Consider the following 12,128-nt stretch of genomic DNA (forward strand, 5'->3'; position numbering starts at 1 on the left):
GAGCGGAGGGATCACGGCATGAGCGCGGCCGACGAGGTACTGGACGTGGTGGACCGGGAGGACCGGGTGACGGGGCGCGCCCCGCGGGGCGAGGTGTACGCGGCCGGGCTGATCCACCGCTGCGTGTTCGTACTGGCCCGGGATGGGCAGGGGCGGATCTTCACCCACCGGCGGACGGATTCGAAGCTGGTCTTCCCCTCGCACTACGACATGTTCGTCGGCGGGGTGGTCGGCGCGGGCGAGAGCTACGCCGCGGCGGCCCTGCGGGAGGCGGAGGAGGAGCTGGGGGTGACGGGGCTGGAACAGCCCGAGCCGCTGTTCAAGTTCCTGTACGAGGGTCCGGGCGGGGCCTGGTGGAGCCACGTGCACGAGGTGCGCTGCGAGCTGCCGGTCCGGCCGCAGGCCTCGGAGGTGGCCTGGCACGCGTGGCTCCCGGAGGAGGAGGTGGCGCGGCGGGTGGCGAACGGCTCGTGGCCGTGGGTTCCGGACGGGCTGGAGGCGTACCGCAGGCTGCTGGAGTTCCGCGGTTCGGCTCGGAGCGCCGGTGGGTCGGAGCGCCAGTAGATTGGACTGGTGATCGACTTCGTCAAGGACGTGCGGCTGTGGTTCGCGCCGGCTCGGGTGAGGGACGAGGGCGTGACCCCCGACTACCGCTTCTCGCTGGCCAACGAGCGGACCTTCCTCGCCTGGATCAGGACCGCCCTGGCCCTGATCGGCGGCGGGTTCGCCGTGGACCAGTTCCTGCCCGACCTGCGGTGGGCGGTGCGCGTGGCGATGGCCTTCGCGCTGCTCGCGCTGGGCGCCGCCTGCGCGCTGCGCGCGGTGAACCACTGGGTGCAGTGCGAGCGGGCCATGCGGCGGCGGGGGGAGGACCTGCCGATGTCCCGGTTCCCCGTGGTGCTGAGCCTGGGGGTGGGGCTGGTCGCGATGGGGATGGTGGTGGTCATCCTGCTCGGCTGGACGACCGGGCGGTGAGCGCCTCGGCCGACGCCTCCGACGCCGCCGACCCCGAGGGCACCGATGACCGCGACCCTGGGCTGCAGCCCGAACGGACCCGGCTCGCGTGGCGGCGTACGACGCTCTCGTGCGTGGTGACGGCCGTACTGGGCCTGCGCCAGGCCCTGCGCGGACCGGGCTCGCCGATGGAGCTGGTGGGGGTCGCGGTCATCGTGGCGCTCTGGCTGGCCTTCGTGTGGGTGGCTCACCGGCGGATGCGGGAGCTGGCGGCCGCCCGCCCCGCCGGGCTCGCGGCCGGTGCGGCGGTGGCCGCGACGGTGTGCACGGTGGGCCTCGCGGTCTTCGCGATGGCGGTCGTCATCTGAGGTGACGAACCGAAGGTCCGACTTGTGCCCCGCCCTCGGCACACAGGGGACACAAGGGGCGATCCGGGTCGTTCCGCACTAGATTCGGCGCCATGACGACCTTGCACCAGGAGCACCCCGCGCACGAGCACGCCCACGCCCACGGTCCGGCCTGCGGCCATCAGGCGGTCGAGCACGGAGACCACGTCGACTACGCGCACGACGGGCATCTGCACCGCGAGCACTCCGGGCACTGGGACGAGTGCGAGCCCGCCGGGCACGCCCCGCACTCCGCCCACGAGCACGCCCACGGCGCGGACTGCGGACACTCCTCGGTCCCGCACGGCGACCACGTCGACTACCTGCACGACGGACACCGGCACGCGGAGCACGAAGGCCACTACGACGATCACTGATCACTGACGAGCGCCGACGAGCGCCGACCGAACACGCCCTCCCCCCGGGCCGCCCTGACTGGCAGGATGCCGACAGCCCGTCACAGCGACCCGGGGAGACCGCGCATGCCCGTCGAAGAGCCGTACCTCGTCCAGCCCGCGCCCGGGATCCACGCATACGTGCAGCCGGACGGCGGCTGGTGCCTCAACAACGCCGGCTTCGTGACCGGTGGCGGCCGGACCCTGCTCGTCGACACGGCGGCCACCGAGCGGCGGGCGCTGGCCCTGCGTGCGGCGGTGCTGGCCGCCGGGGCGCCGCTCCCCCGCACGGTGGTCAACACCCACCATCACGGCGACCACACCTACGGCAACGGCGTGTTCGCCCCGGAGGCGACGATCGTGGGGCACCACAACGCGCGCTCCGAGCAGCTCGCCGCCGGGCACCAGCTGGAGCTGATCTGGCCGGCGACCGACTTCGGCGCCGTGGACATCACCCCGCCCGATCTGACCTACGGCGACCGGCTGACGCTGCACGTCGGGGAGACCGAGGTGCGGGTCCTGCACCCGGGCGTCGCGCACACCACGGGCGATTCCATCGTGTGGCTGCCCGAGCAGCGGATCGTCTTCACCGGCGACCTGGTCTTCGCGGAGGGCACGCCGTTCCTGGCGATGGGCTCGCTGGCCGGTTCGCTGCGGGCGATGGAGCTGCTGCGCTCGCTCGGCGCGGAGACGGTCGTACCGGGACACGGTCCGCTGACGGATCCCGGCGCTTACGAGGCCACCGAGCGCTATCTGCGGTACGTGGCCGAGCTGGCCCGGGAGGGCCGCGCGAAGGGGCTCACCCCGCTGGAGGCGGCCCGGGAGGCCGATCTCGGGGAGTTCGCCGCCTGGCGGGAGAGCGAACGGCTGGTGGCCAACCTGCACCGGGCCTACGCGGAACTGGCCGGGGAGCCCGAGGGGGTCCCGCTGGACATCCTGGCGGTGCTGCGCGACATGACGGTGATGAACGACGGGACCCCGATCCTCTGCCACGCCTGACGGGACGAGCGGGGGAACGCGAAGGCGCAGGGGACGGGCCGGAGGGACGGCCGGAGGGACGGGCCGGAGGGACGGCCGGAGGTGCAGAACGGAGGTCCCTTCCGCCCACGCACTGGACGGCATACCGACTGGTCGGCATCATGGGTCGCGATCGTTCCGTCGTCGTCAACTCCGTACGGAGGCGCGCACCATGACCTCAGCCCCGGGCCCGGCCCCCTCCGCAGCCCCCTCCGGCCCGCGAGGCCTCGATCTGGAGCGGCTGCGGGTCCATCTCGACAGGGTGCGGCCGGGCCTCGTGGCCGGGCCGCTGACCGGCCGGCTGATCGAAGGCGGCCGCTCGAACCTGACGTACGAGGTGGGCGACGGGAGCTCCCGCTGGGTGGTGCGCCGGCCACCCCTGGGGCACGTACTGGCCACCGCGCACGACATGCGGCGCGAGCACCGGGTCATCGCGGCGCTGCACGGCACCGCGGTGCCGGTACCCGAGCCGCTGCTGCTGTGCGAGGACGATGCCGTGCTGGGGGCGCCGTTCTACGTGATGGAGTACGTGGACGGGGTGCCGTACCGGACGGCCGGCGAGCTCGCCGCGCTCGGCCCCGAGCGGACCCGGCGCGCGGTACTGGGCCTGGTGGACACCCTGGTCGACCTGCACGCGGTGGACCCGGAGGCGGTGGGCCTGGGCGACTTCGGGCGGCCCGAGGGCTTCCTGGACCGGCAGCTGCGCCGCTGGGGCAAGCAGCTCGCGGCCTCCCGGGGACGCGAGCTCGCCGGGATCGACGAACTGCACGGCTCCCTCGGACGCGCCCTGCCCGACTCCCCCGCGGCCACCGTGGTGCACGGGGACTTCCGGCTGGACAACGTGCTGATCGGCGGCGGCGACGACCGGATCCGGGCGGTGCTGGACTGGGAGATGTCCACGCTCGGCGATCCGCTGACGGACCTCGGACTGCTGGTGATGTACAGCTCCGACCTGGGGCTGACCGATTCCCCGGTCAGTACGACCAGCGCGGCCCCCGGCCATCCGGCGCCCGCCGAGCTGATCGAGCGGTACGCGGCCCGCTCCGGCCGGGACGCCTCGCAGGTCGCCTGGTACACGGCCTTCGCCTGGTTCAAGCTCGCGGTGATCCTCGAGGGCATCCACTACCGCTACACGCTCGGGCAGACCGTCGGCTCGGGCTTCGACCGGATCGGCGAGCTGGTCCCGGTCTTCATCGAGCACGGTCTGACCACACTCCGGCAACCGCACGAAGGCTGAGGAACCCCCATGGATTTCGCATTCGACGCCCGCACCGAGGAACTCCGGGGACGGCTCCTCGCGTTCATGGACCAGTACGTCTACCCGGCGGAAGCCGTCGCCGCCGAGCAGCGCGCGCGGCTGGCCTCGCCCTGGGACACCCCGGCCGTGTTCGGTGAACTGAAGGCCGAGGCGCGCCGTCAGGGGCTGTGGAACCTCTTCTTCACCCACCAGCACGGCCTGCCCGGCGGCGAGCACGGCGCCGGGCTGACCAACCTCCAGTACGCCCCGCTCGCCGAGATCACCGGCCGCAGCCCGCACCTGGCGCCGACGGCCACGAACTGCGCGGCTCCGGACACCGGGAACATGGAACTGCTCGCGCAGTTCGGGAACGAGCCGCAGAGGAAGCAGTGGCTGGAGCCGCTGCTGGCCGGGGAGATCCGGTCCGCGTTCGCGATGACCGAACCGGAGGTGGCCTCCTCGGACGCCACGAACATCGAGACCCGCATCGAGCGGTCCGCAAGCGGCGACGAGTACGTGATCACGGGCCGCAAGTGGTTCATCTCCGGGGCCATGAACCCGGACTGCAAGATCTTCATCGTCATGGGCAAGACCGACCCCGGGGGCGCCGACCCGCGCCGCCAGCAGTCCATGATCCTGGTGCCCCGGGACACTCCGGGGGTCGAGATCCGGCGCGCGATGACCGTGTACGGGTACGAGGACCACGACCACGGCGGCCACGCCGAGGTCGTCTTCGACGGGGCACGGGTCCCTGCGGGGAACCTGATCGGCGAGGAGGGCGGCGGCTTCGCCATCGCCCAGGCCCGCCTCGGGCCGGGGCGGATCCACCACTGCATGCGGCTCATCGGCATGGCGGAGCGGGCCATCGAGCTCATGTGCCGGCGTGCGGTGGGACGTACCGCCTTCGGCAAGGAGCTGGCCGCGCAGGGCGTCGTACAGAACTGGATCGCGGACGCCAGGGTCACCGTGGAACAGTTGCGGCTGCTGGTGCTGAAGACGGCCTGGCTGATGGACACGGTGGGCAACCGGGGCGCGCACACCGAGATCCAGGCGATCAAGATCGCGACCCCGCGGGCGGTGGTGCGGATCCTGGACGACGCGGTGCAGCTGCACGGCGCGGGCGGGGTGAGCCAGGACTTCCCGCTGGCCGAGCTGTGGGCGGCGGCGCGGACGCTGCGGCTGGCGGACGGGCCGGACGAGGTGCACCAGCGCTCGCTCGCGCACCGGGAGCTGAAGCGGTACCGGTAGCCTCCGGCGGGCAGGACGGGGCGGGGCGGGCATGGCGTGCGGGGCGGGCACGGCGGGGGACTTCGGTCCCGCGGGACCGGACCTTTAGTGGTCCAGACCACTTGGGAAGTCCGATATATTCGGTATTTCCCCCAGTGAAAGTGCCCTTCGCCATGCCCAGCTCCACCCTGGCCCCCGTCGCCGCGCCGCACGCCACGGCCTCCCCCGTCACCGCGCCCGCGGCTCCGTCGGCAAGGGTCGCCAACCCCGGCCCCCTCGGCCTGGCGGCGTTCGCCCTCACCACCTTCGTGCTCAGCCTCTTCAACTCGGGACTGATCTCGAACGCGGCGCTCAGCGCCGTCGTCCTGCCGCTGGCGCTGTTCTACGGCGGCCTCGCGCAGTTCGTCGCGGGCGTCATGGAGTTCCGCCGCGGCAACACCTTCGGGACCACGGCGTTCGTCTCGTACGGCGCGTTCTGGATGTCCTTCGCCGGCTACGTGAAGTTCGTCGTCCCGACGCTGCCGGCCGACCAGGCACACGTGGCGACCGGCTGGTTCCTCGTGGCCTGGTTCATCTTCACGGCGTACATGTCGATCGCCGCCATGAAACTGGACGTCGCCCACCGCGTGCTGTTCGTCTCGCTGGCGCTGACGTTCCTGTTCCTGGCTCTCGGCGACCTGGCGCGGAGCACGGCGCTGGGCCACACCGGCGGCTTCCTCGGCCTCCTCACCGCGGGCGTCGCCTGGTACATCTCCTTCGCCGTGGTCGCCAAGGAGACCTGGGGCCGCGAGGTCGCACCGCTCGGCTAGGACGCCCCGGCGGCCCGGCCCCGTGCTCCCTACGGGCGCAGCGCCCGCATCAGCAGGTCCGCGAGGTGGTCGGCCACCTGCTGCGGCGTCAGCGGGCCGTCCTCGTGGTACCAGGTCGACAGGTGGTGGACGGAGCCGAAGTGGTAGTCCACCACCAGGTCGGCCGGGGTGGCGTCGGAGAAGACCCCGGTGCGCTGGCCCTCCTCGACCAGGGCACGGAAGCGCTCGTGGTAGCGCCTGCGCTCCGCCCGGACCTGCTTGAACTTCTCCGGGCTCAGCTGGTGCATGGAGCGGAAGAAGATCGCCGCGTCGTCCAGGTTCTCGATCGTGGTGACCACCACGTCGGCGGCCGCGGCGCGCAGCCGCTCCTCCACGGGTGCGCCTGATCCGGCCACCGCGTCGAGCCGCTGCTGCTGGAGCCGCAGCATGCGCGCGTACACCTCGTGCAGCAGATCGTCCTTGGATCCGAAGTAGTGGTAGAGCGCGCCCTTGGTGACGCCGGCCGCCTCGACGATCTCCTGCACCGAGGTGCGGTCGTAGCCCCGCTCGGCGAACAGCCTGGTCGCGACGGCGAGCAGCCGGCGCGGTACCGGGGCCTCGTGCGCCCCGACGGTCTCCGTCGTGGTCTTGGCGGCCATGGCTGTCGCCTCCCTTTCGTGGTCCTCGCGTGTGCGGTCCCGTGCGGACGCGGTCCGGCCGTTTTCAGCCGTGGTCACGTATCCGAAGTTCCCGTCGCAGGATCTTGCCACTGGTCGTCTTCGGAAGGACAGGCAGGATCTCCACACGGCGCGGGTATTTGTACGCGGCGAGGCGCTCGGCGCAGTACGCGGACAGTTCCGCCGGGTCGGCCGCGGCGCCGGGGCGCAGGCTGACGTAGGCCTTCACGCTCTCCCCGCGGTAGGGGTCCGGGATGCCGACGACGGCCGCCTCGCGCACGGCGGGGTGGGTGTAGAGCACGTCCTCCACCTCGCGCGGCCAGACCTTGAAACCGGAGGCGTTGATCATGTCCTTCTTGCGGTCGACCAGGTAGAGCCAGCCCTCGGGATCCATGAACCCGACGTCTCCGGTGCGCAGTTCGCCGTCGGGGAAGGCCTTGGCGGTGTCGTCGGGCAGGCCCCAGTAGCCGGGTACGACCTGCGGTCCGCGTACGGCTATCTCCCCGGTCTCGCCGAAGGGCACCTCGGCGCCGCTCTCGTCGAGGATCCGTACGAGGGTGTCGGCGCCGGGCACGCCCACGGACAGGGTGCCCGAGGCCGGGTCCACGGGGGCTTCGCGGTGCACGGGCACGGAGGCGCAGGGGGCGGTGCACTCGGTGAGGCCGTAGCCGTTGCGCAGGTAGAAGCCGTAGGCGGCGCGCAGGCGTTCGACCAGGGCGGGCGGCAGCGGGGCGCCGCCGGAGGAGAGCACCTGGAACGAGGCGAAGTGGTCCGGGGTGGTCCCGGGGTGTGCGGCGAGCGCCATGAAGGCGGTGGCCGGGCCCACGGCGTAGGCGGGGCGGTGTTCGAGGAAGGCGTCGAGGACGGCTCCGGCGTCGAAGCGGTGGGCGAGGACCAGGGTGCCGGCGTTGGTGAAGCAGGCCGCGAGCTCGCACACCATGCCGGTGATGTGGAAGAGCGGGGCGAGCGCGAAGTAGCCGGCGCCCTCGGGGAGGGGGTGGCCGGTGACCTGGCGCACGGCATTGTGGGTGAGCGCGCCGTGGGGGTTCATGGCGCCCTTGGGGGTGCCGCTGGTGCCGGAGGTGTAGCTGATGAGGGCGGTGTCGGCGGCCGTGAGCTCCGGGTCGGGCGGGGCGGGGTGGCCCCGGCGGGCCGCGGTGTGGAGGTCGGCGGCGTCGGCCGCCTGCTCCGGGCGGCCCGGCGCGAGGACCCGTACGTCGTCGCGGGTCTGGAAGTCCAGGTCGCAGGCGGTCAGGACGGTGCGTACGGCGGTCTCCCGCGCGGCCCCGCGCAGGTACGCGGACCAGGCGCGGGCCTCGCAGACCAGGGCGGTGGCCCCGGAATCGCGCAGGATGTGGCCGACCTCGCCGGACTTGTACATGGGGTTGAGCGGGACCACGACCGCCCCGGCCTTCCAGGCGGCCAGGACGGCGAGCACGAAGTGCGGGGTGTTCTGGAGCATGACGGCGACGCGGTCCCCGCGGCGGGTGCCGTTCGAGGCGAGGTGGCCGGCGAGGGAGTCGGAGAGCGCGTCGGCCTCGGCGTAGGTGAGGCGGCCGTCGAAGTAGGCGAGCGCGGTGTGCCCGGGGGCGCGGGCGACCGCGGCGCGGAAGGCGTGGAGCACGCTGGGCGGGGGCGAGATCGGGGCCCGCTGGACCGGGCTGAGCAGGCCGAGCCAGGGCTTGGCGGCGTAGCGGGAGGGCTGCGGTGCGGGGGCGGAGGGGGCCGGGGGCACGGGGTTCGGGGGAACGGGGCTCGGGGGCACGGGGTCCACGGTCACCGGGTCTCCCATTTCCGCTGGAGGTGGTTCATGCCGCTCAGCCAGCGGTCCGGGTCGGTGGCGCGGGACGCGTAGAAGTCCGCGACCTCGGGGTGCGGGAGGATCAAGAACCGGCCCTTCTCCATGCCGTCGAACAGTGCGTCCGCGACCGCTTCCGGCTCGATCGCGGTCGGCGCGAGGACCAGCTCGCCCGCCGATCCGGCGGCGGTGAGCATGTCGGTCCGGACCCCCTGCGGGCAGATGGCGTGGACCTGGAGCCCGCGGTGGCGGTAGGTCAGCGAGAGCCATTCCGCGAAGGCGAGCGCGCCGTGCTTGGTGACACTGTACGGGGCCGCTCCGATCATGGTCAGCAGCCCGGCGGCCGAGACGGTGGACACGAACCGGCCGGTCCCGCGCTCCAGCCAGTCGGGCAGCAGCAGCCGGGCGGCGCGGACGTGGGCCATGACGTTGGTGTCCCAGGCCGCCTCCCAGACGGCCTCGTCGGCGAAGGCGTCGCCGCCGGAGGCGAGGCCCGCGTTGGCGCAGTAGACGTCCACGGTGCCGCCGAGCGCCTCGCGGGCCTCCGCGACCACGGCCGAGGCGTCGCCGGGCACCGCGACGGCGCGGGCGCCGATCGCGGCGGCGACGGAGGCGGCCTTGGCGGGGTCGAGGTCGTTGACCGCGACGGTGGCCCCCTCGGCGGCGAAGCGGTGGGCGAGGGCGGCTCCGATGCCGCCGCCCGCGCCGGTGACGACGACTCGCTGGTCCTGGAACGCGTTCACGGGTCCGCCCTTCGTGTGGTGGTGCCTGGGTTGCCCCGGCGCCCGCGTGCCTGCTCGCCTGTGCTTGCGTGCCTGCGCCGCCTGCCGGATCACGGGCAGACTAACCAGTCGGTATGTCCCGGCGGAAGGGTGCGGAGCCCTACTTTGGCGCGATGACGCTGTCGCGACGCGGGTTGCTGGGTCTGGCCGGGGCTGCGGGCGCCGCGGGCGCCCTGGGGGCGGGAGCCCCGGGAACGGGGGCGTCGGGCTCGCCCGACGGCCGGGTGCGGACCGGGTTCGAGCGGCTCGCCGCCGACGGGTACGCCGTACTGGCCGGGCAGCGGGTCGGGGTGGTCACCAACCCGACGGGTATCACCGCGGACGCCCGCCACCTGGTCGACGTGCTGCACGCGGACGCGAGCGTGGACCTGGTCGCGGTCTTCGGCCCCGAGCACGGCTTCCGGGGGACGGCCCAGGCGGGCGGTTCGGAGGGGGCCGGGCGGGATCCGGCGACCGGGCTGCCCGTGTACGACACGTACGACAAGAGCGGGCAGCGCCTCGCGGACGTCTTCACCGCGGCCGGCGTCGACACCGTCGTCTTCGACATCCAGGACGTCGGCGCCCGCTTCTACACCTACATCTGGACCCTCTACGACTGCATGCGCGCGGCCGCGCTCGCCGGCAAGGCGGTGGTGGTGCTGGACCGCCCGAACCCGGTCGGCGGCCGGCGGGCGGCCGGGCCCGTCCTGCAGCGCCCGTACGCGAGCTTCGTGGGCCGCGAGCCGGTCGCGCTGGCGCACGGGATGACGGCGGGCGAGCTGGCCGGGCTCTTCGCGGGCGAGTTCCTGCGGGGAGCGGGCGCCGCCCCGCGGCTGGAGGTGGTGCGGATGGCCGGGTGGCGTCGGGAGTCCTTCTTCGAGGAGACCGGGCTGCCCTGGGTACCGCCGAGCCCTAACATGCCGACGCCGGGCACGGCCCTGGCGTACGCCGGGACCTGCCTGTTCGAGGGGACGAACCTATCGGAGGGGCGCGGCACCACCACCCCCTTCGAGCTGGTCGGCGCGGAAGGCGTGGACCGGCGGTGGGCGGAGGCCGCGAACACGCTGGAGCTGCCCGGGGTGTGGTTCCGGGAGGCCTATTTCACGCCTTCCTTCTCCAAGTACGCCGGCAAGACCTGCGGCGGGGTCCGGCTGCTCGTCCACGACCGTGAGGCCTTCGATCCGGTACGGGCCGGGATCGGGCTGCTGGTCACCGCGCGGCGGGTGTGGAGCGGCTTCGCGTGGCGCTCCGACCAGTGGATCGACCGGCTGACGGGCTCGGACCGGGTCCGGCGGATGGTCGACGCGGGGGCGGGCGTCGAGGAGATCGCGGGCGACTGGGCGGCGGGGCTGGCGGGGTTCGCGGCGGTACGGGAGGAGTACCTGCTGTATCCGTGAACCGGTGGGTGCGCAGGGGCTGGCCGGGCGGCCCGTTCCGCAGGATGCTGCGGACAGGGACACGGCGTGGAGGGGGACGTCATGGTGCACATCGGCGGGGCGGTGCCCGCGCGGGCGACGGGGACGGCGGCGGGGATCGGGGCCCGGCCGTACGTGGAACTGACTTTCGACGCACAGGGCGACGCGGGCCCGGGCGCGCGGGAGGCGGTCTTCGGGATCGAGGCCACGGACCTGCTGGTCTTCGCCCACGGATGGAACTCCGACCGGTCCACCGCGATCCGGCTCTTCGACCGGTTCTACGCCCCCTTCGCGGATCTGGTGGGGACCGGGGTACGGCTGGGGTACGTGGGGGTGGTGTGGCCCTCGATTCGGTTCTCGGACGAGCCGATACCCGACTTCGACGCCCCCGGCGCCGTGGGCGGAGCGGGGGCGGGAGCGGGAGGTGTGGGCGGTGCCGGGGAGCCGGGCCACGGAACGGCCCTGGACCCGGTCACCCGGCGGGCCCTCGGCGCGTTCTGGCCGGGCCGGGCGGCGGAGCTGGACCGGATCGCCGAGCTGCTGGAGGAACGGCCCACGCGAGAGGGCGACTTCACCGAGTTCGGCGCGCTCGTACGGGAACTGGCCGGGGTCGACGGGGTGGGCACGGGCGACGATCTGGCGGCCGCCTTCGCCCCGCGCGAGGTGCCGGACTTCCTCGGCGGGGACGTCCTGCGGGTGTGCCGGGAGTTCACCGACGCCCTGGCCGAGGCGGGCGCCACGCTCCCCGGGGAGTCTCCGGGCGCCGGGGACTCCCCCGGCTTCTCGGCCGGCGGGGGGATGCGGACGTTGTGGAACGGCGCCAAGGAGGTGCTGCGCCAGGCCACGTACTACCAGATGAAGGCGCGGGCCGGGGTGGTCGGCGAGCACGGCCTCGGGCCGCTGCTGGCGGAGCTGGCCGGCCGGCGACCCGCCCTGCGGGTCCACCTCATCGGCCACAGCTTCGGCGGCCGAGTGGTGTCCTTCGCGCTGCGCGGGCTGCCGTCCGGGGCGCGGAACGTGAAGTCCCTGACCGTCCTCCAAGGAGCCTTCTCGCACTACGCGTTCGCCGACAGCCTGCCGCACGACCGGGGGCGCGGGGGCGCCCTGCGCGGGCTGCAGAACAGGGTCGACGGGCCGCTGACGGCCTGCCATTCCCCGCACGACTCCTCCCTCAAGGTGTTCTATCCGCTGGCCTCCCGGATGGCCGGCGATTCGGCCGGTCTGCTCGGTTTCGACGAGCGGTGGGGCGCGATCGGGCACGACGGGGTGCGCGGGGTGCCGGGAACCCCGCGGCTGACACTGGACGCGGCGCTGCGGGGTGGCCTTCCCGCCGCGGGCTGCGTGAGCGTGGACGCGGGCTCCGTGGTCCGGCGCGGCGGAGCCCCGTCGGGGGCGCACAGCGACATCTGCCACGAGGAGCTGGCCCGGCTGGTGGTGGCCGCGGGGCGCATGGGGCGCTGAGTTCCGGCCATG

13 protein-coding genes are annotated in these 12,128 nt (G+C 73.6%); 10 read left to right on the forward strand and 3 right to left on the reverse strand.

What is annotated here, in order from left to right:
• Nucleotides 1–18: 18 nt before the first annotated feature.
• The 8 genes from ACFYM0_RS22640 to ACFYM0_RS22675 all read left to right on the forward strand — a co-directional run bounded on the left by ACFYM0_RS22640 (nt 19) and on the right by ACFYM0_RS22675 (nt 6,025).
• The gene (locus ACFYM0_RS22640; protein ID WP_388504050.1) at nt 19–564 is read left to right on the forward strand and encodes an NUDIX domain-containing protein; all 546 of its coding nucleotides are present in this window, start codon (nt 19–21) and stop codon (nt 562–564) included.
• Between the two features lie 9 nt (nt 565–573).
• Complete coding sequence (locus ACFYM0_RS22645) at nt 574–975, forward strand: YidH family protein (RefSeq protein WP_388504052.1); 402 nt, start codon at nt 574–576, stop codon at nt 973–975.
• The gene (locus ACFYM0_RS22650; protein ID WP_388504054.1) at nt 972–1,322 is read left to right on the forward strand and encodes a DUF202 domain-containing protein; all 351 of its coding nucleotides are present in this window, start codon (nt 972–974) and stop codon (nt 1,320–1,322) included. The genes ACFYM0_RS22645 and ACFYM0_RS22650 overlap by 4 nt, the downstream gene beginning before the upstream one ends.
• Nucleotides 1,323–1,414: 92 nt before the next feature.
• Complete coding sequence (locus tag ACFYM0_RS22655) at nt 1,415–1,717, forward strand: hypothetical protein (RefSeq protein ID WP_388504055.1); 303 nt, start codon at nt 1,415–1,417, stop codon at nt 1,715–1,717.
• Between the two features lie 105 nt (nt 1,718–1,822).
• Nucleotides 1,823–2,734, forward strand: coding sequence for an MBL fold metallo-hydrolase (locus tag ACFYM0_RS22660; RefSeq protein ID WP_388504058.1), 912 nt, complete (start codon nt 1,823–1,825; stop codon nt 2,732–2,734).
• A gap of 190 nt (nt 2,735–2,924) precedes the next feature.
• Nucleotides 2,925–3,989 (forward strand): phosphotransferase family protein, encoded by a 1,065-nt coding sequence (locus ACFYM0_RS22665; protein ID WP_388504060.1) that lies wholly within the window; start codon nt 2,925–2,927, stop codon nt 3,987–3,989.
• Nucleotides 3,990–3,998: 9 nt separating this feature from the next.
• Nucleotides 3,999–5,237, forward strand: coding sequence for an acyl-CoA dehydrogenase family protein (locus tag ACFYM0_RS22670; protein WP_388504062.1), 1,239 nt, complete (start codon nt 3,999–4,001; stop codon nt 5,235–5,237).
• Between the two features lie 152 nt (nt 5,238–5,389).
• The gene (locus tag ACFYM0_RS22675) at nt 5,390–6,025 is read left to right on the forward strand and encodes an acetate uptake transporter (protein ID WP_388504064.1); all 636 of its coding nucleotides are present in this window, start codon (nt 5,390–5,392) and stop codon (nt 6,023–6,025) included.
• 29 nt (nt 6,026–6,054) lie between these two features.
• Here ACFYM0_RS22675 and ACFYM0_RS22680 read toward each other — a convergent pair whose 3' ends face one another.
• The 3 genes from ACFYM0_RS22680 to ACFYM0_RS22690 form a co-directional block, all read right to left on the reverse strand.
• Nucleotides 6,055–6,663 carry a TetR/AcrR family transcriptional regulator gene (locus ACFYM0_RS22680; RefSeq protein ID WP_327251943.1) on the reverse strand — a complete coding sequence of 203 codons (609 nt, stop codon included), beginning with the start codon at nt 6,661–6,663 and terminating at the stop codon, nt 6,055–6,057.
• Nucleotides 6,664–6,727: 64 nt separating this feature from the next.
• The gene (locus tag ACFYM0_RS22685; protein ID WP_388504260.1) at nt 6,728–8,416 is read right to left on the reverse strand and encodes an AMP-binding protein; all 1,689 of its coding nucleotides are present in this window, start codon (nt 8,414–8,416) and stop codon (nt 6,728–6,730) included.
• A 41-nt stretch (nt 8,417–8,457) separates the two neighbouring features.
• Nucleotides 8,458–9,222 (reverse strand): SDR family oxidoreductase, encoded by a 765-nt coding sequence (locus tag ACFYM0_RS22690; protein ID WP_388504066.1) that lies wholly within the window; start codon nt 9,220–9,222, stop codon nt 8,458–8,460.
• A gap of 152 nt (nt 9,223–9,374) precedes the next feature.
• Here ACFYM0_RS22690 and ACFYM0_RS22695 point away from each other — a divergent pair, with 152 nt between their 5' ends.
• Entirely contained in the window at nt 9,375–10,637 is a 1,263-nt protein-coding gene (locus ACFYM0_RS22695) for an exo-beta-N-acetylmuramidase NamZ domain-containing protein (RefSeq protein ID WP_388504069.1), read from the forward strand.
• A gap of 66 nt (nt 10,638–10,703) precedes the next feature.
• Nucleotides 10,704–12,116 carry a serine-threonine protein kinase gene (locus ACFYM0_RS22700; protein ID WP_388504072.1) on the forward strand — a complete coding sequence of 471 codons (1,413 nt, stop codon included), beginning with the start codon at nt 10,704–10,706 and terminating at the stop codon, nt 12,114–12,116.
• Nucleotides 12,117–12,128: the final 12 nt, after the last annotated feature.

The organism is Streptomyces sp. NPDC006487, assembly GCF_042870555.1.
Lineage (GTDB): Bacteria > Actinomycetota > Actinomycetes > Streptomycetales > Streptomycetaceae > Streptomyces.